This window comes from Pontibacter beigongshangensis (genome assembly GCF_014332515.1).
GTDB lineage: Bacteria > Bacteroidota > Bacteroidia > Cytophagales > Hymenobacteraceae > Pontibacter > Pontibacter beigongshangensis.
On sequence record NZ_VFSD01000014.1, the window covers coordinates 43,607 to 66,518 of the forward strand.

Below are 22,912 nucleotides of genomic sequence, written 5' to 3' on the forward strand. Positions count from 1 at the left end.
ACTAAACAAACGGCAGAATTCTGGTATGCCCCGCTATTTTTTGGCGCCATCGCCTCCAGAATTCGCCTGTGGGGCTATGCCCAATTAAAAATCAGAAATTCAAAATTAGAAATTATGGAAGGCTTCCTCACATCTTGTGCCGGAACCATCCTGGAAATCCTGAAATCCTGTAAATACCTGGGGTAAGGGCCCTAAAAAAGATTCAGACAAAAAGAGCTTCAGGAGGGCGTTTTTCATTAGAATAATTCCGTCCCAAACCAAGCAGGAAAGTAAATCAGATCTAGTTACCCCTTGCTGAAATTGCTTTGACGATTCTATTTTGCGGGATCAGGGCCTTCCTTTTCCGGCTGCCTGCGCTCCAGCACATCCTTTACAAACAGCTCATTTACGACCACCATTACCACAGCCAGTATGGGAGCTGCCATCAGCAGTCCCAGCCCGCCCATTAAAATACCAAACAGCACCTGAAAAAAGAGCAGCAAGGCCGGGGGCAGGTCTACCGTTTTCTGAAAAATAATGGGTGTAACCCAGTAGCTTTCTACCAACTGAATAGCCCCGTATACCAGCAGCACCGTTAGTGCCATATCAGGGCCCACCGTAAATGCTACCAGCACGGCAGGCGCACCCGCCAGCCAGGGTCCGAGGTTCGGGATAAAAGCCAGGAAAAAGGAGATCAGGCCCAGGGCAAAGGCCAGCGGCAAACCAATAATCAGGTAAGCGATGGTGGTGCTTACCCCTATAATGGCCATGGCCGACACCATGCCCAGCAACCACTGCTTAAGGGTATGGTAGAGCTTCTGCAGCACCTCCTGCACACGGGCTCTTGCGCGCACGGGCATAAGCTTTACAAAGCCCCTGGTGTACATGCCAGGATCGGCAGCCAGAAACAGGGCGGCGATAATCACAATAAAGAAATCGGCCAGCAGGCTGAACGTAGATTTGAACACGCCGGTCAGCATGCTTGTCAATTCCTCCTGCTCCGGCAGCATCTCACCCATATCGTCAGGTATCTGCTCTTCGAGCTTCTCTCCCCACGCCCGGCCTTTCAGCCAGTCCTGCATTTTTGTGATCGCCTCCGGAATGGTTTCGCGCATTTCTTCAGCCTGTTCCGAAATAGTAGGCGCAATCAGCATAGAGGCCCCGGTAACCGAGCCAAACACCAGTATGATTACCAGCAAAAGGCTGAGCCAGCGTTTCAGCTTCAGCTTCTGAACCCCGATATCGGTTAGCCCGCAAAACATAACCGCCAGCAAAACCGCCGAAAACACTAGCAAAAAGAAATAAGAGGCCTTGCCTATCAGATAAAACCCCGAAGCGATGAGAAATACGATAAAGGCGGCCACTGCCACCCTTCTGGAGAAAGCGTATATGTTCTGCATAAAATGCTTTTACTGTTTCGATATCCTGTTATTGCATTTCTTTGTACTCCTGAAAGCAACATATCGTTACCAGGGGCCTGTTTTACCGGGCCCTGCGGGAGCAAACTGCCGCTTAAGAACCAGACAGACGTTGGGTAGCCGTATTAACAAATGGCTAATATTTAGAAACTGTTTACTTGAATTTCAGGGGATAATGGCTTACTTTCGTGCTTCCAATAAAACTGAAAGCATGAACATACACGAATATCAGGCGAAAGACATTCTGAAAAGCTACGGTGTCCGGATTCAGGAAGGTATCGTGGCTGAAACGCCAGAGCAGGCGGTAGAAGCTGCCCAGAGACTTACTGAAGAAACCGGTACCAGCTGGCACGTTATCAAAGCACAGATTCACGCGGGTGGTCGCGGTAAAGGCGGCGGCGTGAAACTGGCCAAAAACCTGGAGCAGGTAAAAGACATTTCTTCCCAGATTCTGGGCATGACCCTGGTGACGCACCAGACCGGCCCCGAAGGAAAACTGGTGAATAAAGTGCTGGTGGCGCAGGATGTGTACTACCCCGGCGAGTCAGAAACCAAAGAGTTTTACCTGAGTATTCTGCTGGACCGTGCCAAAGGCCAGAACGTGATCATGGCATCTACTGAAGGTGGTATGGACATTGAGGAAGTGGCTGAGAAAACTCCTGAGAAAATCATTAAAGAGTGGATCGACCCGGCTGTTGGTCTGCAGGGTTTCCAGGCGCGCAAAGTGGCTTTCGCTTTCGGCCTTACCGGCAATGCCTTTAAGGAGATGGTGAAATTTGTGACCAACCTGTACAAAGCCTACATTGATATCGACGCTTCTATGTTCGAGATCAACCCGGTATTGAAAACATCTGACGATAAAATTCTGGCCGTAGACGCCAAAGTTGATATTGACGACAGTGCCCTGTTCCGCCACAAAAACCTGGCTGACCTGCGCGATATTTCGGAAGAAGATCCGTTGGAAGTAGAGGCTGGCGAGCACAATCTGAACTACGTGAAGCTGGACGGCAACGTAGGTTGTATGGTAAACGGTGCTGGTCTGGCCATGGCCACCATGGACATCATCAAGCTTTCTGGCGGTGAGCCTGCCAACTTCCTCGACGTAGGCGGTAGCGCCAACGCCCAGACGGTAGAGGCTGGTTTCCGAATTATCCTGAAAGACCCTAACGTAAAAGCAATCCTGATCAACATCTTTGGCGGTATCGTGCGTTGCGACCGTGTAGCAAACGGTGTGGTGGAAGCTTACAAAAACATTGGCGACATCCGTGTGCCGATCATCGTTCGTCTGCAGGGAACAAACGCAGCAGAAGGTGCCCGTATCATAGATGAGTCTGGCCTGAAAGTTTACTCTGCGGTTGTGCTGAAAGAAGCTGCCGAGAAAGTAAAACAAGTGCTGGCAGAGGTTAACGCCTAAGCCCTGACACTACGACCAACAGAAAAGGCTGCCCTCACCGGTAGCCTTTTCTGTTTAAAGCTGCCGAGGTGCAGCAGCAGCAGGAGCAAAAGCCTCCGGAGAGCCGATTTCATTTAAATAATTAGAAGGTAGCTGTAGGTAGAGGTTTCTAAATTAATTTCCCTCCCTAACCCCATCATCACTGCCGCGAGCTTTCAGCTCGTGGTTCTACATGAAGCGAGTTTTCAACTCGCGGGAATCATTTGGCACATGCCAAAGATTTGGAGGAGAGATAAAATTGCCTTCAGGTCTGTTTCCGCGAGCTGAAAGCTCGCCCCATGACAGACCACGAGCTGAAAGCTCGCGGTAGTAACCGGTATATTGCTACAGAAATACCTTTTTAAATATATTATAATGGCTGGTTGCTCTCAGGCATTTTGCTAAATGTAAACTTGTTGTTGCAAAACAGAGTAAATTAGCGGATGCGGCTTTTTGTGCTGCCTATTGTACACATTGATATTTCGAAAATAGCTACATGACAAACTACTTCGATTTTTATAAAATCCCCGAAAATTTCCTGGTGGACGAAAAGGCCGTGAAGGTTAAATACTACGAGTTCAGCCGTGCCTACCACCCCGATTTTTTTGCCAACGACACGCCTGAGAAGCAGCAGGAGATTCTGCAGCTCTCTACGCTCAACACCAACGCCTACCGCACCCTCAGCAACCCGGACCTGCGCATGCAGTACATCCTGAAGAAGCACGGCCTGCTGGAAGACGCTGGCAAAAACGACCTCCCTCCTGCCTTCCTGATGGAGATGATGGAGCTGAACGAGGAGCTGATGGAGCTGGAGTTCGACTTTGACGCAGCCAAACTGCACGAAATAGGAGAAAAAGCCGCCGGTTTAACAGCCACCTTAGACGCCGACATTCTGCCCACTTTGCAGCGATACCCTGAGCTTCATGGAGTTACAAAAGAGGCCGCCCTGGAAGAGGTAAAAACATATTACCTAAAGAAAAAATACCTGTTGCGAATAAAAGAAACATTATCTAAGTTTGCAGCACGCTCCTGAACGAGGGGCGCTTTTGCCTTGGTGGCGGAATTGGTAGACGCGCTGGTCTCAAACACCTGTGAGGTTACACTCGTGCCGGTTCGACTCCGGCCCAAGGTACATTATGCATTCAAAAAACCCTGTAAATCAAGTATTTACAGGGTTTTTTTGTTTTTGGGGGACGGTACAGGGGACGAAATTATTCTTTATGAGCTATTTCTTTATTCTACAGCTTTTCCTTGAGGATTTTCTACAGTTCTCCAACGACGGTACTGATTAGTATACTTATTTCTAAAATTATCCATTGATGCTTTGAATTGACCAATAATTAATATGGCGTCACTATTAGAAGGAAGAGATTCATCATCTAAATGATCTAAAAAATCTATCGTTGGCTCATCTTTCAAAAACTCTTTAAGCTGAGACAATACCCGGTTAATATTTTTAACTTTAAATTTATTAAGGGGGTCATCAGGTTTTTTCTTTGCAAACTCCTTCATTTCGGTGTAAATGGAATCTGCTAATTCATTAAGCATCTGAAATTTTACAATTTGAGCATTAGTAGGTAAATTTTCTTTGCTAGGCATCTTATTTAATATTTGTCTGTTAGCCATATTATTTGATTTTTTTTGGTGGACCAGTTTTTATTTTAGACTTGCTTTTATCAACTGTCCAAAACCATTCGTAGAAGTACTTGTTTCCATCATATTGTTGCAATCTATATATATTATCAGCTCTCATCTTTTCAAAACAATTTAAATACTGAGAGAGTATGAATGTTACATCACTATTCGATGGCAAATCATCCTCATCAAATTGTTCAAATGATGCTAGAGGTTTATATGGGGTACCAAGGAGCTTATTTGCACTAGAAAGAACTTCATTTATAAATTTCAATTTAAATTTATTCACCCCATCATTAGGTGACTTCTTTGAGAGAATAGTTATTTCTGATAACAGTCCATCGAGTTGGCTTTGTATTTTCTCAAATAAATTAACTTCATTAGTATTCATAGTTTCACATTTACGAAGGGCAAGCCCTTACAAATTCAATATATTTTTTCTTTATAACTTCAATTGGATTTCTCTGCTTACTTTCAAATATCTGTGTCATTTGCTTCAAATCAGAATCATCAATAATTAAAATACACCTTCTTTGCCCTGACCATAGATCTATAGTATTTTTTATAATTTGCTTTGAGGGAGTGTTTCTAGTAACTATGATGCCAAATTTCCCAAAGTGATCGTTTAAATATCTGTTAAGCTGAAAAATATGATCCCTCGTAACTTCGCGTACATTTTTTAACTCAAAAACAATCTGTTTACTCCCGTAAGCATCATATATCTCCTTAAGAAAATCAGTTGAGCTATTATTATAAAAAATCAAATCTCTAATAAGAACCCCTGAATCTGTACGACTCTGTTCTGCTGCAAAATCTAGATGTGGATAGAGTAAAGATGCTAACAATTGACATACATTATCCTCAAATTTCCTATCTGCATTATCAATCTTCCCAGTTGGCAACTTGCTAATGGTAGACATTTTTCTTTTTGCCGACGTTATTGGAATTTGATTAAATAGAGGATCATTCTTAAGGTTTTCAGCACTCTTTTCCTTAATAGCTGTATAAGCTTTAACTAAATCATAATTGTGCCTATTAAAGTTTAAAAGTTTAACTCGATTAGGGGTTTCTTCTCCTTCTTTCTTTACATTCTTTAAAAAGTAGTTATTAAAATAATCATCCGTATTCAACCAAGGTATATGTCTGAGCCATCTTTTAGGCACAAAAAGAATAGGTTCCTTTGTTTCTGGGTTTATTGGCAAATAAGTTTCTTCATAAGCAAATTTAAACTCCTTAGGATTGTATACATTTTCCAACTTTACTCTTTCAATTGGAATATGATGTTTTTCTGACTGTTCAATTGTAAAATCAATCAAGAAAGATTGCATAAAATTACAGGCAATATCACTTACTCTATCTTTCGAAAAATTCTCAACAAGCAATTGAATTTCTTCAAAGTGAGTAAAACCACTATTTTTTATTTGTGGTATAGAATCAAATTGCTTTAATATTTCACTTGCTAACTTCTCTCCGATTCGTTTACCAGATTTTGATTTAGAATCTCCTAAGCCAACTTCATCACATTCAGATGCTCTAATTAATAATTCAATTGCTTCTTTCTCTTTTCCCTTTGATAATAGGAATCCTAAGTGATTAAAGCTGTTAGTAATTAAAAGATGGAGAGAATTGTCTTGCATAGAAGGAGATTTCCATAAAAGGAAAGGATCTACATACAAGGGTATGTCCTCATCTATAAAGGGTATTGCAAAATCAACTTCCTCCTGTGTTATTAATATGTTATGAAAGTCGTTTAGTCTCGGTCTAATTATACTCATTATATTTTATAAATAATTTTACCCAGAGACTTATACTCGTGAGAGAAATTTAGTGTTATATCTCAGGTGGGTGTTTGTAATTTGAATTCTAAATTAAACCATTTACATATCTTCTGCTATATATATTAATAAAACAAAACATGATTCCTTCCGGAGTTTGAAAAACAGGCATTGTAGTGAAAAATGGGTAAAATAAGCTAAAAATGCTTTTTTGAGGCTGTTACCAATCATTCTTTATCCTTAATTTAAAGAATGGTTGCGGCAGGAATGATCCTTTTGTGTTCACAGAAAAGCCAATTTACTCCTCCCGCTGTACATAGAATAGCAGTGACAGGCATAAAAAATCCGCCCTAGTTACTCCTAGAGCGGATTTTTGTGCTTATCCCTCCTTGTATAAAATTAGGGATGATTTATGTTTTAACCTTATGTTACTTTTCCAGAACCAGCGAAACATCATCGATCTGGCAGGTAGCTCCAGCCTTACCCTCCGCTCTAAAGCCAATCTCCACTTTGCCGTTTTTAACTGGTATCTGTTTTAGTTCAACCGTATGCCATTGCGGATTTTCTTTCTTCACCTTTTGTGCCAGCCGTTTTCCGCCGCTTTCTGCATACATCTCAAGCCTTTTAAAATCATTGCTATTCCGGATAGTAGCCTTCAGCGTGTAGGAGCCGTCCTTTAGTTCAACGTACGGAGAAGAGCTGATAACTTGAGCAACATTCCGTTCAAAGTCAACTTTATCGCTGATATGAAGGCTTCTTTCACCTACAACTGTTTTCCGGTCATCTTCGGAATTGGCAAAATTCAGTTCGGGCGAACTCAGCGTATCAATCGAAATCCTGTTCCCTTTCAGGACGGTGGTTTCCCAGCCAATAAGATAAGTTTGAACCGGTTTAAAATGGCTGGGCATCCTTTTTCGGTCGGCCTCAAAACTTCCATTTTTAACGTAGTTATTATCAGCGGCTACTTCCCACTCACCTGTTTTAGCATCCAGGTTCCACGACCCCAGGGAATTGAAATATGGCTTTGCCCCATTAAAGGATAAGGGCACCCACTGGTTGTATCCTAACCCGTTACCGGCAAAGTTGGCCCATCTGTCGCCGCAGTAAACAACTGTTTCTTGTTTGCTGCCATTTAGTTTAACGAAAAAACCTGTTTGCGAAACGTGTGCATAATCTTCACTGGCACCATCCATCACCAGCATGTTATTCAGCGGCTCATACGGTCCTCTTACATCGTCTGCCACCAGGTAATACGCCAGAGAAGAATCCCAGCCGTAAATATTGGAGGCAGCCATATAATACTTGCCCTTGTACTTAAACATGCAGTTTCCTTCGCGGCTTGCTCCCTCAAAAATTTTAACACAGTCCAGCAGGTCTACTTTTCCGTCTTTCATGCCTATTTCAGAAACATAAATCTTGTTTCTTCCCCTTCCATAAGAATAAACCAGGTAAGATTTACCGGTGTCCTCATCCGTGAAAACAGTCTGATCGCCGGTATTGGTAGTGCCTATCCGGTCCAGCATACTTATCTTCTGGTGCCATTTAAAGGGGCCGGCAGGCAGGTCCGAAACAGCGATCAGCACCTGCGCCCCATGTTGCACAAACATGGCATATTGGTTTATCTCTTTCATGTAAGCTACGCCCAGGCGCCCTACCCAGGTCCATCTGCCATCCGGCATGGCTTCTGCCTTTGTCATGGCGTCCGCTTCAAAAGTCCAGTTAGCCAAGTCGGTTGAAGAATAGCAGGTAACTGATTCAAAGCTCGCCCTGGGCAACGTTTTGTTAGGAGACGCTCTGTATGTCTCTGCCTCTTTGTAGTGAACGCCGTACCAGTAATATTTTTCCTGGCCTGTTTCAGGATCTTTGAAAGTAAATATCCCCCCTCCCTGGCTGTAAATAGGCTGACCGTCCCTGGTGTCCCGGAATACATCGTTTTTAATGTTAAGTTTCTGGGCACTGCCCGGGGTGCCCGGAAAAATAGCCAGCAGAAGCATTAATAAAATCAGAGGACTGTGCCTGACAAAAAAACCTTTTAATCTCATTTTATGGTGCATAGGGATGAATTAAGTGGTATCTATCGAACTAAGATAGAGCAGTCATTAAGAAAGTTTTATGAATCTGTTTTATACAAATAGTTCTCTAATATAACTCCTTTAGTCTCCTCCCACATCTTAAACCTTAAGAGCAGGCTTGTATTTTCTGTCTTGTAGGTCCAGTCTTCACCGGTAGCGGAAACTATTTTTAAGTTAGGCTCACCAAAGCTTTGTACTATATCCGCTGCCGTGCTTTTATTTTTTTCGAGGCCTCTGACCTGATTTTCATCAATACGAACGGGGTTGTGATGCTGGGTTGAGTAGTTATAAGAGCTCACCAAAGTTTTTTCAAGCCTGCGCAACTGCACAGAAAGCGAAGTGTTAGTTTCAGGAACCTGATAGAAGAAGCGAATTGTAGTAGGTGATATTTCCACACTAGTTGGTTTCCCAAAGGTGCTTAATATAGCCGCCTCATCCGACGTGTTAACCTGTATTCTTCTCACATCATTAACATCCAGAACAGGCACGGTTTCCTGGTCGTCTAATCTGTATGCATAACTGGTAACTTTTCCAGCCTTGTCAAACTGAATTCGCAGCCAGCCATTGATTTTGTAGTGCCAATTCTCGTGCTTGTCCGTTAGCTCTTTTTCTGAGGGTTTCCCAAACAATTTCTCCACTTCTGCCAGGGTTGTCTCACCCTCACGAATCTTCTTCACGTTGTTATAGTCGAGCAGGGAACCTTGGGCCTGCGCTGAGACATATTCTCGTTTGGGCGAAGCCTGTGTCGCATCAGTTGCCGCCACAGGCCTAATAAGTTGTGCTTTGCTTCTTTCCGATGCTTCTGGCATATTTTCAGGATTGGAAACGGGAGAGCTTTCCGTTAGGAGAGTATCGCTACTACCCAGGGAGCCCTGAGGATTGGTAAAAGCCAGGACAGAGACAGCCACAAGAGGCAAGGAAAGGAGGTAAATTGACTTTTTCATGCTTTGGGAGGGTTTGTTGAACAACATGGATATTCTTCCAGGCAAGGGAAGCCTGCTAAAATGATGATACAAGGCAGGTTCAGTGGTAGCCAGGCGCACCAACAGTTGAGCAGAGTCTTTTTTGTAGGATAGTCTGCACATTTCACGGTCCACCTCGCCAGTGCTTCTCCAATTTGATTTTTAGAAAGGTTTGATGCTTGATAAGCTATTCAAACGTATAGCTGCCATAATTTCTAATTTTTAATTTGGCGCAGCCTTAAGGCATATTCTTCTTTTCGAAGCGCCAGTTCGGGTTTTTCGAAAGGCCTGCAGGCTCTCCCGTAAACAGCTTTCCCGCCGCATGGTCGCCCTTCAGCTGCCATTTATACCAGGCAGTGGCAACTTTAGCAAATTCACCACCATGCGGCTGGCTGTATGTGCCACCATGCCCAACATCCATATTGGCCACAAAAACCGGCACATGTTGTATTTGCTCGTAATCGTTCATGCCGTTGGCATAGGCAATGTCCTTCTCTCCCCCCAGCATATACAGCGTAGGCGAATGAATTTTCTGGAGGTTGGCTTTCGTCAGGTTTGGCATGGCACTCCTGCCGTTGCCGGGGGTACTAAAAATACCACTGTTACACACCACTACAGTGCTTACACGAGGGTCGGAGGCCACTTCAAGCGTTTGCAAACCACCACAGGACATGCCGCTTACGGCTACTTTGGATACATCTATCTTATTGTAATAAGGGCTTTTCCTGTCATTGTTCTGAGCAACCGCCCAGTCGATGGCATCAAGAAGCTGAGAAGAAGTTGATTTCCCGCTTCCTTTTTCTCCTTCCTGTGGCATCGGTCCGATAGCCACCACTAAGAACCCGTAAGAAGAAACCTCTGACAGAAAGTTTACATGTTCCCAGGGAGAATTGGCACAAGCTCCGTTGCCCCAGGCAATAATGGGCAGTTTATGCTTTTTACCAAAAGCGCTCAGGTCATTCGGGCGGAAGACGGTATGCGTGGGCAATGTGCTTTCGGTGAGCATAATCGCGCTATAAGGACCGGTTCCGCCATCTTCCACTACTCTTGACGCAGGTTGGGCGGAGACAGGCTGCTGCTGCTGCTGCTGCTGCTGCTGTGCATAGCCAGGAGTAAACGCACTTAGCAAAGTAAGGGACAGGAAAGTAAAGAATACATTTTTTGCTTTCATATAGATTATAAGGTTGTGTTTCCTTTTTAATTTACACCACTTCATCTTCTACCTAAACCCCGGTTGCCTGAACAAGTGCCCCAGCAGCCGGATGTTAGGGCTGACTGCAGGAATGTTTTGCCAGGCCAGTGAGCGTTTATCTCTGAAATCGCAGAAGGATGATTAACCTGGACTGGTAAAAGAATACTACTAAACGGATGTTGCGCAGCAGCTATCAGCAGGAGGAGTTTCGTGTGCTCAACTTTGGTAACAGGAACTGCCTTAACGAATATACTATATTTGAACAACAATATGTAACATAAAATTTATTTATCAGCACTATAGCTAACCCTCCAACTAAATTCCTTTGTTTAACCCCAATAATTGAAATGACCTGTTAGTTTCCGAAGCCGCCAAGGCACTATCAAAGTTCCTGGTATATAGAAGCGGCCTTGCTATTGGTATAGTGCCCACTCTTAACAAGTTATTGTCCTGTTTTAGGCAGGCTTTTATTATATTTGTTAATTGGCAATAGGTAACCTGACTTTATCGTTACTCAGTATCGGCAGCAAACCTCCTTTTTTATGATAGATACGCAAGACGAATTATACAAAGACTTTGAAGCAGTAAGGCAAATTCCGATTGTTTCGACCATGCTCGAGGTGATTTGCCAGACTACCGGCATGGGCTTTGCCGCCATCGCAAGGGTGACGCAGGACAGGTGGCTGGCCTGCAGCGTTCGCGACGAAGTGCAGTTCGGTTTAGAAGAAGGCGGAGAGCTTAAGATTGGGACTACGCTCTGCAACGAAATCAGAGATCATCATCAACCGGTTGTCATTGATAACGTGGATGACGACCTCGTTTACAAAAACCATCATACGCCAAAGTTATACGGGCTCCAAAGCTATATTTCTATCCCCATCATACTTAAGGACGGCACATTTTTCGGGACGCTCTGCGCCATTGATTCCAAACCTGCGCAAGTGAACAATCCGAAAGTGATCGGTACCTTTAAGATGTTTGCGGAACTACTTTCCTTTCATTTGCAAAGCTTGGACTTACTGGAGCGAAGCCATCTTGCCAATGTGGAGTTACAATCTAAAAACAGGAGCCTGGTCAATGCCAATTTCGATCTCGACAATTTTGTTTACACGGCCTCGCACGATCTGAAGCTGCCTATAACTAACATTCAGGCTTTGATTGATATTCTGTCTGAGTTGGTAACCAAAGACCCCTTAGACAAAGAGGAAATCAAATCAATAGCCGGCCTGTTGAAGTCTTCGCTCCTGCGTTTTAAAACAACAGTGAACGACCTCACCACCATTGTAGAGTTAGAGAAATCGCATGTTAATGAAAAGCCCGAAACAGTCGACATTTTTGAGATTGTAGAAAGCGCAAAACAGGATTTAGTTAACCTGATTGAAGAGACCGATGCCGGCATAAAGGTAGTATCTGATGTTAAACTGCTGACAGGCTTCTCGAAAAAAAATTTCAAAAGCATTATTTATAACCTTCTGAGCAATGCCTTAAAATACCGTTCTCCGGACAGGTCGCCGGAGGTAATTGTGAAAGTGGAGAGGATTTATGAGAAAACGCACCTCTCCATAAAAGACAACGGGTTAGGAATTCCAGCTGGCAAACAGGGTAGCTTGTTCACCATGTTTCAGCGCTTTCACGACCATGTAGATGGGAGCGGCATCGGGTTGTATATCGTTAAAAGAATGGTGGACAATATGAAAGGTCAGATTCAGGTGAGCAGCACTTTAAACCAGGGAACCACCTTCACCATCATTTTTTAACCTCTGTAATACAAATACTCATACGGTCTACTTCTGATCTAGGCCCTGCTCCAGGGGTTTAGGCCGGCAGCTTTTGTTTTGGCGTGTAGCAGCACCAGGTACATAAGATCAAACACGAAGATGCTTATGTAGAGCAGTACCAGCAGGTAAGAATCCGGGAAATACAGGTAAAGCAACATGGATGGGAAGATAGTGCCCACCATCTTGTTCAGGGCAATGTACACCGACTGCCCGGCCGGGCCGTTCCGCTTCAGCAGCAGATGAATGAACAGCACCGACATCAGCAGGTTTTGGCTGAAGGCCGCATATACCCCATTATAATCCTCAAACTCCCGCGACAGCAGCAGTATAAAAAGAGCCGACAAAACCAGCGTAATTAGAAAGGTAGGGTAAAAGAGACTTCGGGGCAATTGCTCCGTAAAATCTTTTCTGCCATACACAAAGAACTGCGCCAGAATTCCTACATCGAAGGCGAGCCATACATAATCCACGTAAAGCTGCGGTTTGCTGTGCGGGTAAACAAACGAGAAAATAAATTCCCACGAAATATTGGCACACAGCGCCACCATGGGCATGCCATAGCTTTTGTCGAGGTAGCCCCGCCGGAGAATGAGCAGGTAGGTGATGGTCCAGAAAACACCGCTGCCAATTTTAAAGAAAACATCCAGCGTTGGGTCTACTTCTGAGGGGTTTTGCAGCATGCCTGAAACTGGTTAAAAAACTTGTGATGCCCGCTTTTTAACGCATTTAAAATTAAAAAGGCTGACCATTACAGCCAGCCTTTTTAAGTGAGCTTATCTGCTGGTTACAATACCGTATGGATGCGGGCTACAAATATTTGGTGCGCTTGCTGGGGAGTCAGTATGTGGCCCTGCTTCTGAGCCTGGTCCGCCAGTTCGAAACCTAATCGGGCGGCAGCCATACGCTGCAACGGGGTGCCATGGTGGCTGTCACTATCGAACCCACAATCTCCTATCTGGAAGAACAAAGTTAAGAACTCCTCTACACGCTTTTTGTTAAAGGTAGCCCCTCTTTTATGTGTCATATAATAGGCAGCCAGAAAGTCGGCTTCCAACTCCATGTACCGGGTAGCCTCTGCGGGGTCTGCTGCAATTCCATCAGGATACCAGGCACCCATATTTTTAAACTGAATCTGGTGCGCCCACTCATGCGCCAGAATTCCGGTCCAGACAATGTCTTCTTCCACACCAGTTTCCGAAAGCATTTCCACAATTCCGTCACCGATCACAATCAGGTTTCTGTATGTTGTGGCAAAACCATCTATGGCGAAAAAAGGAGACTCCGGCAGGTAGGGCGACAGGGTATTTAAATATAAAATCTGGTCGGCAGCTGCCAGTGCCTGTTCCCGGGTCGTGATATCAACACCGGCAATTTCAAACACATCCGCCAGTTTTTCCCTGTCATTCAGCGTAGCCGTGTGCTGTCCGTTAATCTGGATCTGGTTAGGCATATCCCAGAATTTCTCCAGGTCTCTTTTTCTTTTCTTGATCAGGTTGGTGTACTCCCCATTCTCACCGAAGTATTGTTCCGATGTATCGAAATAGGCAGCATACAGGTTCAGGTCCATGTACAGGTAAAACATATCGGCATACACCGCTGGTCCAAAAACAGCATATAAGTCGTTTATCAGTGGCATCAGGTATTTATTCTGTACAGAGACAAATTCTGTTGGCCCACACTCACTGGTCTCAACAGCCTTATTTATAAATAATTCTCTAAGATTCTCATTAAAAGGCACCAGGGCAGACGGTGCCTTAATAGCTAATCCGGCAGGCACTCCCTGATCTATAGCAGTTGCTTTGGCCACATGCTGGGTCTTCGAGAGCGTCTCTGTTTTCATTTCTTCTAATTCGTTCTCACAAGAAACAGTGATAAAACCCATGGAAAGGCATAATAAAGCAGTTTTTAATTTTTTCATAAATAAGTTTGTTTTGGGGTTTATAAAAATTAACAGAATAAGTATGATGTATTAAAATATTTCACCTACTACAAAATAAGGCTCGTTCCTGAAATATTATCAATATCGCAAAATAAAATAAATAAATTCCTATTATCACTACCATCTAAAGAAAAAAAAACCTTGCTCATTTATATATTCTCAGAGTACAGTTGCGTGAATGAACCTAACATTGATTTATACTATATTGATTTATACCAGCTAAGTTTAAGTTTTCAATCCAGCCCAGGTTAGTATTATTTCTACCAAACCCTGTAGAAAGCATTAGCCCGTCAAGCTTTATACCTCTGTGAATCAGCGTATTATAGTGATACTTTACATAGCCAGTACCGGGCAGCAGCAGCATGCTCCGGAGGGCCATTTTGATTGGAATAATCGGGGCCTTAAAACTACTTCCTTTGCCCAAACTAACTTGGTGGTAAAGAGTTTTACTTATGGAACCGATAACTCTGTACTTAATTCCAAGTTTAACGTATAGCAAAAATAAAATATCGGCAATATAGTATATAAGGCAGGGAAAAATAGCTTAACCAAACCGTGCCTGCAAATTGTTTTCTGTCACCTCCGGAATTTCAAATAGGGCTTCGTCAGATTTGAAATCAGTGTTTTTTTCAGATGTGCTTTCTGGTCGCGCTGCAGGCATTAAAGCTTTCTAAAAATCAAATTGAAGTAGCGCTTAGTACCTGCTCAGATTATTGGTTGGCTCACCTGAGGTCGGTCTGTAGCAGGTTCTGGAACAGAGTATTCTTTAGCAGGAAACCGGACTAAGCATGAGCAGGCTGCCTTTACCAAGGCTACCACATTTAATCAGGCATCCTCAAATAAAAAAACAAACCACCAACTTAACACCTACTTATCATGAACAAAAATTTACAGTTGCTACTTTTACTGTTGTTCGTTTCGCCTATGTTACGAGCTCAGATTATTCCCGATACGCTACTGGTGCAGACTGCGGCAGACACGACCTGGAGACGCACGTTTTCGGCAGGCATAAACTTGAACCAGGCGGCCTTCAGCGATAACTGGAAAGCAGGCGGCATTAGTTCCGTGGCATTTAACGCGCACCTCGATGCCCGTGCCGACTACGCCAGCGGCAATGTTTCCTGGGACAACGAGGTTCAGCTGCAATACGGCCTTATTAAGAACAAAGGAACGGAGCAGCGCAAAAGCATAGATCGTATTTACCTCGACTCAAAGTACGGGCATAAGATTTCATCCGACTGGAATGCCTTTGTCTCCGCCAACTTTCTGTCGCAGTTCGCTCCAGGCTACGACTACGATATAGACGCAGACGGCAACGACCGGCTGATATCTAATTTCCTCTCGCCTGGCTTCCTCACCTTTGCCCTGGGCGCCGAGTACAAGCCGAACCCATATTTCTTCTTACGGTTAAGCCCTTTTGCCCCCCGCTTTACTTTTTTAGCAGACCAAAATATAACAGAGCGGTATGGGGTACCCATCGGGAAAAAAGTACGCACAGAATGGCTCGCAGCCATGGTGCAGGCTGGCTACGAGCGGGACATAGCTCCGAACCTGAACCTGAAACTAAACTATATGGCCTACATTAATTACCAGGAACTGGCATTCAAGCAAGTAGACCATCGCCTCAATACGGTGCTTACAGCCAAAATAAACCGCTACATCAACGTAAACCTGATGGGAAACCTGATCTACGACTTCGACCAGGATTCAGAAATACAATATAGCCAGTCGCTGGGCCTGGGAATACTGTATACCATGCAGGGCTTTTCGGTGATGCGGTAAATTACCGGCCGCCACCTGCCAGCTCCGAAATTGTGAACGGGTGAATAAGTGAGTGATATGATTGTGGTATACAGTGTTTTGTAAACCCGATTGCTGTAAAGGAATCTTGTCCGCTTACTTCCTACAAATTATTCCAATGAAAAACACCCTCGGGAGTAACCTGCTGCTGTTCCTAAACACTCACGCTGCTGCCTGCCGACAAGCGGTGCACCGCCATTACTGCCAGCGAAAACAGCACCACCGCCACTACCTGGTGCAGCACACCCAGGCTAACCGGCACAGCAAACAACAAGGTCACGATGCCCAGGCCAAACTGCACAAGAGCCGTGATCAGGATCAGCAGCAGTATTAGCTGGGTGGCGTACACAAGATGCTGCCCTCTGCTACTGTGCCAGAAGAAGAAAATAAGCAGCAGCAGCAGTACTCCCAGCCAACGGTGTATAAACTGAACGGCAGCACCATTATTCAGCACCTCCGACCAGGCAAGGTAGCCCTTCAGGTGCGATGGGAAAAATTCGCCGTTCATAAGCGGATAGGTGTTGTAAGAGAAGCCTGCCTTGAGGCCGGCCACAAACGCGCCGAAAATAACTTGCAGCAGAATGGCCGCCAACACAATTTTTGAAAGCCGCCTTAGCCGCACCGGCGTATGCCTGGGTTGCCCTGAAGAAGTAAGGTCATCAATTGTCCAGAGAATAACCCCGATAAGCGCCAGGGCCAGGCAAAAGTGCGCTGCCAACCGGTAGTGGCTCACGTGCGGGTTCTCGCTGAGGCCGCTTTTTACCATCACCCAACCCATAATGCCCTGGGCAGCCCCAAGCAGCAGGATAAACAACAGCCGTTTGAACAGCCAGCCCGTAAGCTGTTTTTTTAGCAGGAAATAAAGGAAAGGCACTATAAACACGATGCCGATCATGCGGCCCAGCAGCCGGTGCAGGTACTCCCACCAGAAAATCTGCTTAAACCCTTCGAGGTTCATGCCAAAGTTAAGCTTCTGGTACTCCGGAAACTGCTTATATTGCTCAAATGCCCTAACCCAGGCTGCCTCGCTGAGTGGCGGCAGCGTTCCGGAAATCACGTTCCACTCCACAATGGAGAGCCCCGAGCCGGTTAACCTGGTTATTCCTCCGATAATGACCATGGCCAGAATCAGGAACACCCCGCTCAGGAGCCAGTAAATAATTGCCCTATTGTACTTTACCTTTTGCATAGCTTTAAAAAACAGGTAAAGCTCCTAAAACCTGATTTTTGCATGGATGATAATTATCCTTCTGAAAACTAACTTTCGTCATTGCAGCTTATCAAACAAATCGCTGGCCCGCTTGTTTCAGGGCACTGGCGGGTTTTTACCAGAGCAATTATTTGAATGAAAAAGGCCCTCAAGAGGCTAAACTTATAGGGAAAAGCAGGTCGCTGGTGCGGGCTTGCCGCTCGTACCAAATGTTCCTTACGGCTACAGCTTAAAAGAATGGATCTATCACAAGCTGCTTTGGCCCCTTCTGGAAAGGCTTGATAGGAAAGTACCAGCGGCAAGCCCGTACCAGCGCAACATTCAGGAAATAAAAGCCTTATTTTTCCATATTAGATTGGCTCCAGAGGCGCTGCTGCTCCTGGTGCTGCCCCAACCGGATCTGCTTGACAAAACCGAGAGCAATAATGGCAAATATTTTATTCCAATTTTAACATAAAGTCGCCATATATTACAAATGGCATATTTATTGAGATGGCGCTATATATGAAAAAGCTGCTCCCTCTCCTCTCTCTCCTGTTCCTGCTGATGCTGGCATCCTGCGGTGACGACATGCCTAATCCTTTACCAAATGAGACCAGATCCTGGCTGGCTCCCGACATCAGTACAACCAGGATGTTCTACAGCGAAACCGGAGACGAGGACCTGATGCAGATCACGGTAAAAAATCACGAAAAGTACGGCGTTAAAAAGAACGTGATCAAATACCAGGCAGTTACCATAAATTTTGAAAGTCAGCAACAGAACTTGCACCTGGAGGTGGAAGGGCACGATACTACCATTAAGTTCACCAGCAAGGCAGATCAGGGAGAACCCCGCTTAACAAGGGTTCAAGGCCACTATTTTACTTATGAAGGATTTGATAGGGAATATTCTACAGACTTCGAACTACTGGGCAACAACATCCAGTTCGTGGAAAAACTCATCAACCTGAAAGCCTCCGAAACGAACGGTATAAAAGAGTTTTACTATGCCAAAGAATATGGCCTAGTGGGCTACAAAACCAATGACGATAAGCTGTGGTCGTGGCTCATGAAAAAGTAAAAAGCCCCAACTCCGCCTGCGCAGCGTGTAGGGGCTTTAATTTTATAGTTTTACCTGATCAGGAGCCAGATCAGCTTTGCACCACTTCCTGCCGCGCATCATCGAAGGTTACGCGCTTGCCGGTTTGTGTGGCAATGCGGGTCATGATGGTGGCGACGGAGTGGTTGTAGCCGGCCCGGACCGAGGCATTGGGGGTCTGGCGGCTTCGCACGCACTCCATCCAGTTGCGCACGTGCAGCGAGGTGGTGGGGTCGCCTCCCATGTTAACCGATGTAGCCGTACCTCCTCCGTGGCTGGGCAATGTAAACTCCGCGAGCTGGTTAGGTTTCAGGCCCATAGCACTTGCCTGCCGCTCCTCCAGGCCGCCCTCGGGCGTAATCTTGTTGGTATCGAGGTTGAGCATGCCGCCATTTGAATAGTAGAGCTCCTTTACGCCCCCGGCCGAGTTGCTGAAGCGAGAGGTATACACCACCTGGAACCCTTTGGAAAGATCATCTGCAGGACCGTAGTCGAACACGGCCGTCAGGGTATCGGGGTTCTCGCGGCCATCCTGCCACATATAAACGCCGCCATTGGCCACTACACTGCGCGGGTGTTCCAGCCCCGTAAACCAATGCACCGTGTCGATCTGGTGCGACATCCACTGCCCCGGAATACCGGAGGAGTAGGGCCAGAACAAACGGTATTCCAGGTATTTGCGTGGATCCCAGGCCACTTTGGGCCGGTCCATGAGATAACGGTTCCAATCGGTATCCTGCTCCCTGATCTCTTTTACAAGTTGCGGCAAGCGCCAGCGGCCCGGCTGGTTCACGTTCCAGCTCATCTCCACCATTTTAATGTCGCCGAACTTGCCGGAGCGGATGTACTCGTTGGCAGCGATATAGTTGGGGGCGCTGCGGCGCTGCGAACCGATCTGCACGATCTTGCCTGTCTCTTCCACTGCTTTCAGAATGGCGCGTGCATCTTCCATGGTCTCGGCCATCGGCTTTTCGATGTAGGCGTCCTTGCCATTGCGCACGGCCTCCACCCCCATCAGCGCATGCTGAAAATCTGCTGTGCTGATGATCACGGCATCCAGGTTTTTGCTGGCGTACAGTTCGTCGTTGTTCCGGAACTTCTTCAGCTTGCCGCCCGACTTCGATTTCACAAAAGCCTCCGCCTCCTCGCGCCTGCGGTTCCAGATATCCGACACCCCTACGAACTCAAAATTCAGCTCCTTGGCATAGTTCATAAAGGCCGGGTAAAGGGAATCTTTAAACCTGTTGGAGAAGCCCACAATGCCTACCTGCACCCGGTCGTTGGCACCGAGTATGCGGCTGTAGCTACTGGCACTGAGTCCCATGAGTGAGAAACCGACTGTACCCAGCGCAGCCTTTTTCAAAAAATCTCTGCGGGAGTTGTTTTCCTGTATGTTCATTTGGCAGTTAGTTTGATTACCAGATTTTTTTACAATTAGTGTTGTTTATGCTCCTCTAACTCTCTCGGATTATTCCAATGATTTTTGCCCTCCGGAGGCTCTGCCGCTCCTGCTGCTTCTTTAAGATGCTAGATATTAGATTTTAGATGATAGACTTTCGATCTAGTGATGAGTTATGAGTTGATAACTTTTTAAAGCCTGCGAAAATTCATCTCCAAATCTTCTCATCTTCAAATCTCCAAATTTCCAAATCTTCAAATTGAAAAATTAGCACATCAGCACATTAACCCATTAGCACATTAAAGAGCTTTGATCTTAATGCTTCTGAAGCTGACCAGATCGCCGTGATCCTGGAGCAGGATGTGGCCTTCTGCCGCTTCGCCGAAGTTCTCCCAGGTTTTGTATTTGCTGTTGGCCACCAGGTTCCGGAATTCTTCGGAGCCCCGTACATACTCCAGCACCTTTATGCCGTTCAGGTAATGCTCCACTTTGTTGTCGGGGTGCACCACCACGCGGCCCTTGTTCCACTCTCCTATCGGGCGCAGGAAGCGCTTGGGTTTGTCGGCAGTTATCAGGTCGTATAAGGAGGCGAGGGTGCGGTTTCCGTCGCGGCCCATCTTGGCATCGGGGTGCTTTTCGTCGTCGAGCACCTGGTACTCCAACCCGATGGCCGAGCCGGTGCTTTGCTCGTTGAGCGTTACAGAATATTTCACGCCGCTGTTAGCGCCCGGCGATAGCTTGTACTCAAACGACAGGTCGAAGGCGCTGTATTTTTCTTTCGTTACAATGTCGCCACCATTCGTAGACTCCCCGCCACCGGAGGGCAGTACCGTGAGCGCACCATTCTCCACTTTCCAGCCCCGCTCCGGAAACGTGCTTTTGTGAGCACCCACCCAGCCGTCGGATGATTTTCCATCGAAGAGCAATTTCCAGCCCTGCTCCTGCTCATAACGGGTCAGGGAGTTGGGCACGTTGTTCACCACATGCACGCCTTCAGGAAAGGGAGTAGGTGTAAGGTCAGTGGTTTTGATGCGAATGTTTTTGAAGTACACCTTTTTGCCGGCCTGCTCTGCGCTGCCCACCGAGTGCACCTGCAGCCCGATAAACCCGCTCGAGTCGATGGTATCGACCACGTAGGCAACCGGCACCTCGTTGATCCAGGTTTTAGTCTCGTTGCCGATGCACTCTATCCTGATCTTGTTATACTCGCCTACCTTAAAGGCCTGCTGTGCCTGCGGGTTGAGCGAGAGCGGATACTGCCAGCCCCGGCGCGCTTCGTCGTAAATGCCGCCGCTCCAGGCCCGCTCCGACGGGTCGAACTCCACCTGCCGCCCATACACCCTGCCCTTGCCATTGTTGGCCTCCGGGTCATAATGGCTCCTGGTCTGGATGCCGGAGTTGCTTTCATTGCTATCCATCATGGCCTCCAGTTCCAGTATGAAATCGTCGTACTCTTTTTCCGTTACCAGGAAGGTGTTGGGTGTGTTGGCGATGGTAGTACCTACTATGGCGCCGTCTTCTACCTCATAAGGGGCCTCTCCTGCCACACGCTTCCAACCGTCCAGGCTCTTGCCGTCGAACAGGCTGGTCCAGTCACTGCTGGTGGCCTGCTCTACTTTCTGAGAACAACCTGTAAGGCTGCCAGCGGCCACAGTGGTAGCCAGTATTGCTGCGCAGAGGCAACTTTTATAATTCATCATGATTAGCTTATTTTCTTTTGCTGTTGACTTGTATTTTGTTCGCTTAAAAAATTCCAGGAAATCCTTTTAGCCTAGATCAAATGGTTTTAAAGTTAAAACGCTAACTACTGATCGTTCATTTCTTGCACAACAATCACTCCTTTAAGAGAAATTTTCATCACAGATCAAATAGCAATTATTCGAATGAAATGGGCCCTCCGGAGGTGCCGCTGCTCTTGCTGCGGCTTCTTTCTGATGATACGTCCCTGCCCTTCCTTCTCCTGCAAAAGGCCACGGCCTGAACGAAAATTTAAGATAGGAATTTATAATAACAGGTGGTAATTTATTTTTCAGGCTCCTGCTTCCGGATTGGCAGGCACAGTTATCAAGCTGTTGCTGGCAGCGGGGCTATTCAGAACATAAACAGCATAAAGCAGCAAAGACCTCGCAGTGTGCGCAGCTTAGGTAAGCTGGATTATTTAAATCAAAATAGCCCTCCGGAGGCTCTGCTACTGCTGCTGCTGCTGCACTTCAAATGGCTATCCCTAAATCTATTGGCAGCAACCGGAGCTTCCCCCCTTACTTCACCCTGAAACCCAGCATAATCTCGTGGGAGCCGGCGCTGTGGTGCCGCATCGGAGAAACTGTCAGGTCGAAGGAATACGACAGCTGGTACTGCTCCATAAACTGAACGCCGAGCAGCCCGACCAGCGCATCCTGGGTGCGGTACGAGAGGCCCGCCCACACCTGGTCATCGAACGCGGTCTTCTTTCTTTTGCTGAAGTTATACACTCCCTTTACATTCAGGTCTGCCTGAATCGGTGCAGGACCCGCATACTTTACCAGGAAAGAAGGCGTAACGGTAATATTTCTGTCGATCTCAACATGATACCCCCCCGACACAAACAAATGCTGCGACAGGTGGCTGGCTTCTGCTGTGCCTTCCGCCCTGAAAAACCGGTTCCCCAGAACCTGAAACAGCGAAAAACCGGCATAAAACTGTTCGGAGTGCAGGAATGTGCCCACGCTCAGGTCCGGCATAAAGGCATTGATCCGCCCGTTTCGGGTCACCGGGTCCAGGTGGTTGGAATTGTCGGCCAGATGCACCTTGTCAGGGTCGAACCGGAACTGCTGAAACCCGGCAAATACACCCGAAGAGAGGTAGAGATCCCGGTTCAGCGGCACATGGTACGCATATGAAAGGAGCGCTCCGGTGCGCGTGGTGGGCCCGGTATTGTCGGTGTAGGCATAGCCTCCGCCTCCGTGGTAGGCCTGTATTCTTTTTCTGCTCCTTCTCCCCCGCTGGTTCTGAAACAGGGCTGTTTCGCCGCTCACATAGAACGTTTTTGGCGCCCCCTCAAAACCCACCCACTGGTTCCGGAAGCCGGCCTTAAAGTTGAGGTCTTTCTCAAACCCCGAGACGGCCGGGTTAAGCAGGTAATAATTGGTCATGTACTGGCTGTACAAGGCTTTCTGCTGGGCAACTGCTCCAGCGGCACAAAGCAGAAAGAATAAACTGAATATATATTTTTTCATAAGAGACAAATGAGGTGTTACCGGCA

18 protein-coding genes and 1 tRNA gene are annotated in these 22,912 nt (G+C 46.4%); 6 read left to right on the forward strand and 13 right to left on the reverse strand.

The annotated features are described in order from the left end of the window. Positions 1 to 314: 314 nt before the first annotated feature. Entirely contained in the window at positions 315 to 1,379 is a 1,065-nt protein-coding gene (locus tag FJM74_RS12485; RefSeq protein WP_187262946.1) for an AI-2E family transporter, read from the reverse strand. 229 nt (positions 1,380 to 1,608) lie between these two features. Here FJM74_RS12485 and sucC point away from each other — a divergent pair, with 229 nt between their 5' ends. The 3 genes from sucC to FJM74_RS12500 all read left to right on the forward strand — a co-directional run bounded on the left by sucC (position 1,609) and on the right by FJM74_RS12500 (position 3,961). Further along, positions 1,609 to 2,811, forward strand: a complete 1,203-nt coding sequence (gene sucC / locus FJM74_RS12490; RefSeq protein ID WP_187262947.1) for an ADP-forming succinate--CoA ligase subunit beta — start codon at positions 1,609 to 1,611, stop codon at positions 2,809 to 2,811. Positions 2,812 to 3,325: 514 nt separating this feature from the next. Beyond that, entirely contained in the window at positions 3,326 to 3,862 is a 537-nt protein-coding gene (gene hscB, locus FJM74_RS12495; RefSeq protein WP_187262948.1) for a Fe-S protein assembly co-chaperone HscB, read from the forward strand. A gap of 15 nt (positions 3,863 to 3,877) precedes the next feature. After that, positions 3,878 to 3,961 (forward strand) — tRNA-Leu (locus FJM74_RS12500). A 101-nt stretch (positions 3,962 to 4,062) separates the two neighbouring features. Here the strand turns inward: FJM74_RS12500 and FJM74_RS12505 are convergent. The 6 genes from FJM74_RS12505 to FJM74_RS12530 all read right to left on the reverse strand — a co-directional run bounded on the left by FJM74_RS12505 (position 4,063) and on the right by FJM74_RS12530 (position 10,444). Then, positions 4,063 to 4,455 carry a hypothetical protein gene (locus tag FJM74_RS12505; RefSeq protein WP_187262949.1) on the reverse strand — a complete coding sequence of 131 codons (393 nt, stop codon included), beginning with the start codon at positions 4,453 to 4,455 and terminating at the stop codon, positions 4,063 to 4,065. A 1-nt stretch (position 4,456) separates the two neighbouring features. Continuing rightward, positions 4,457 to 4,855: a hypothetical protein gene (locus FJM74_RS12510; RefSeq protein WP_187262950.1), complete on the reverse strand. Its 399-nt coding sequence runs from the start codon at positions 4,853 to 4,855 to the stop codon at positions 4,457 to 4,459. 10 nt (positions 4,856 to 4,865) lie between these two features. Then, positions 4,866 to 6,239: a hypothetical protein gene (locus FJM74_RS12515; protein WP_187262951.1), complete on the reverse strand. Its 1,374-nt coding sequence runs from the start codon at positions 6,237 to 6,239 to the stop codon at positions 4,866 to 4,868. A gap of 428 nt (positions 6,240 to 6,667) precedes the next feature. Further along, complete coding sequence (locus FJM74_RS12520; protein WP_241739110.1) at positions 6,668 to 8,233, reverse strand: family 43 glycosylhydrolase; 1,566 nt, start codon at positions 8,231 to 8,233, stop codon at positions 6,668 to 6,670. Positions 8,234 to 8,349: 116 nt separating this feature from the next. Further along, the gene (locus FJM74_RS12525; RefSeq protein ID WP_187262953.1) at positions 8,350 to 9,255 is read right to left on the reverse strand and encodes a hypothetical protein; all 906 of its coding nucleotides are present in this window, start codon (positions 9,253 to 9,255) and stop codon (positions 8,350 to 8,352) included. Between the two features lie 256 nt (positions 9,256 to 9,511). Then, positions 9,512 to 10,444: a poly(ethylene terephthalate) hydrolase family protein gene (locus FJM74_RS12530; protein ID WP_241739111.1), complete on the reverse strand. Its 933-nt coding sequence runs from the start codon at positions 10,442 to 10,444 to the stop codon at positions 9,512 to 9,514. Positions 10,445 to 11,007: 563 nt separating this feature from the next. Here FJM74_RS12530 and FJM74_RS12535 point away from each other — a divergent pair. Further along, a complete protein-coding gene (locus tag FJM74_RS12535; RefSeq protein ID WP_187262954.1) occupies positions 11,008 to 12,222 on the forward strand; it encodes a sensor histidine kinase in 1,215 nt (404 codons plus the stop codon). 38 nt (positions 12,223 to 12,260) lie between these two features. On the opposite strand, the gene FJM74_RS12540 is transcribed toward FJM74_RS12535, so the two are convergent. Continuing rightward, positions 12,261 to 12,923, reverse strand: a complete 663-nt coding sequence (locus FJM74_RS12540; protein ID WP_187262955.1) for a transmembrane-type terpene cyclase — start codon at positions 12,921 to 12,923, stop codon at positions 12,261 to 12,263. Positions 12,924 to 13,027: 104 nt separating this feature from the next. After that, positions 13,028 to 14,083, reverse strand: coding sequence for a neutral zinc metallopeptidase (locus tag FJM74_RS12545; RefSeq protein ID WP_187262956.1), 1,056 nt, complete (start codon positions 14,081 to 14,083; stop codon positions 13,028 to 13,030). A gap of 975 nt (positions 14,084 to 15,058) precedes the next feature. Between FJM74_RS12545 and FJM74_RS12550 the strand changes: the two genes are divergently transcribed. Then, the gene (locus tag FJM74_RS12550; RefSeq protein WP_187262957.1) at positions 15,059 to 15,964 is read left to right on the forward strand and encodes a DUF3078 domain-containing protein; all 906 of its coding nucleotides are present in this window, start codon (positions 15,059 to 15,061) and stop codon (positions 15,962 to 15,964) included. 172 nt (positions 15,965 to 16,136) lie between these two features. On the opposite strand, the gene FJM74_RS12555 is transcribed toward FJM74_RS12550, so the two are convergent. Then, positions 16,137 to 17,171, reverse strand: a complete 1,035-nt coding sequence (locus FJM74_RS12555; protein WP_187262958.1) for a COX15/CtaA family protein — start codon at positions 17,169 to 17,171, stop codon at positions 16,137 to 16,139. A gap of 525 nt (positions 17,172 to 17,696) precedes the next feature. Here FJM74_RS12555 and FJM74_RS12560 point away from each other — a divergent pair. Next, positions 17,697 to 18,254 carry a hypothetical protein gene (locus FJM74_RS12560; protein ID WP_187262959.1) on the forward strand — a complete coding sequence of 186 codons (558 nt, stop codon included), beginning with the start codon at positions 17,697 to 17,699 and terminating at the stop codon, positions 18,252 to 18,254. A gap of 70 nt (positions 18,255 to 18,324) precedes the next feature. Here the strand turns inward: FJM74_RS12560 and FJM74_RS12565 are convergent, their stop codons facing one another. The 3 genes from FJM74_RS12565 to FJM74_RS12575 all read right to left on the reverse strand — a co-directional run bounded on the left by FJM74_RS12565 (position 18,325) and on the right by FJM74_RS12575 (position 22,886). Further along, positions 18,325 to 19,671, reverse strand: a complete 1,347-nt coding sequence (locus FJM74_RS12565; RefSeq protein ID WP_187262960.1) for a Gfo/Idh/MocA family protein — start codon at positions 19,669 to 19,671, stop codon at positions 18,325 to 18,327. A gap of 299 nt (positions 19,672 to 19,970) precedes the next feature. After that, complete coding sequence (locus FJM74_RS12570) at positions 19,971 to 21,371, reverse strand: 3-keto-disaccharide hydrolase (RefSeq protein ID WP_187262961.1); 1,401 nt, start codon at positions 21,369 to 21,371, stop codon at positions 19,971 to 19,973. A 558-nt stretch (positions 21,372 to 21,929) separates the two neighbouring features. Beyond that, complete coding sequence (locus tag FJM74_RS12575) at positions 21,930 to 22,886, reverse strand: PorP/SprF family type IX secretion system membrane protein (protein WP_187262962.1); 957 nt, start codon at positions 22,884 to 22,886, stop codon at positions 21,930 to 21,932. Positions 22,887 to 22,912: the final 26 nt, after the last annotated feature.

Coding starts and splice junctions, on each gene's coding strand:
- FJM74_RS12485 (WP_187262946.1), bottom strand. CDS start 1,379: ATGCAGAACATATACGCTTTCTCCAGAAGGGTGGCAGTGGCCGCCTTT.
- sucC (WP_187262947.1), top strand. CDS start 1,609: ATGAACATACACGAATATCAGGCGAAAGACATTCTGAAAAGCTACGGT.
- hscB (WP_187262948.1), top strand. CDS start 3,326: ATGACAAACTACTTCGATTTTTATAAAATCCCCGAAAATTTCCTGGTG.
- FJM74_RS12505 (WP_187262949.1), bottom strand. CDS start 4,455: ATGGCTAACAGACAAATATTAAATAAGATGCCTAGCAAAGAAAATTTA.
- FJM74_RS12510 (WP_187262950.1), bottom strand. CDS start 4,855: ATGAATACTAATGAAGTTAATTTATTTGAGAAAATACAAAGCCAACTC.
- FJM74_RS12515 (WP_187262951.1), bottom strand. CDS start 6,239: ATGAGTATAATTAGACCGAGACTAAACGACTTTCATAACATATTAATA.
- FJM74_RS12520 (WP_241739110.1), bottom strand. CDS start 8,233: ATGCTTCTGCTGGCTATTTTTCCGGGCACCCCGGGCAGTGCCCAGAAA.
- FJM74_RS12525 (WP_187262953.1), bottom strand. CDS start 9,255: ATGAAAAAGTCAATTTACCTCCTTTCCTTGCCTCTTGTGGCTGTCTCT.
- FJM74_RS12530 (WP_241739111.1), bottom strand. CDS start 10,444: ATGAAAGCAAAAAATGTATTCTTTACTTTCCTGTCCCTTACTTTGCTA.
- FJM74_RS12535 (WP_187262954.1), top strand. CDS start 11,008: ATGATAGATACGCAAGACGAATTATACAAAGACTTTGAAGCAGTAAGG.
- FJM74_RS12540 (WP_187262955.1), bottom strand. CDS start 12,923: ATGCTGCAAAACCCCTCAGAAGTAGACCCAACGCTGGATGTTTTCTTT.
- FJM74_RS12545 (WP_187262956.1), bottom strand. CDS start 14,083: ATGAAAACAGAGACGCTCTCGAAGACCCAGCATGTGGCCAAAGCAACT.
- FJM74_RS12550 (WP_187262957.1), top strand. CDS start 15,059: ATGAACAAAAATTTACAGTTGCTACTTTTACTGTTGTTCGTTTCGCCT.
- FJM74_RS12555 (WP_187262958.1), bottom strand. CDS start 17,171: ATGCAAAAGGTAAAGTACAATAGGGCAATTATTTACTGGCTCCTGAGC.
- FJM74_RS12560 (WP_187262959.1), top strand. CDS start 17,697: ATGAAAAAGCTGCTCCCTCTCCTCTCTCTCCTGTTCCTGCTGATGCTG.
- FJM74_RS12565 (WP_187262960.1), bottom strand. CDS start 19,671: ATGAACATACAGGAAAACAACTCCCGCAGAGATTTTTTGAAAAAGGCT.
- FJM74_RS12570 (WP_187262961.1), bottom strand. CDS start 21,371: ATGATGAATTATAAAAGTTGCCTCTGCGCAGCAATACTGGCTACCACT.
- FJM74_RS12575 (WP_187262962.1), bottom strand. CDS start 22,886: ATGAAAAAATATATATTCAGTTTATTCTTTCTGCTTTGTGCCGCTGGA.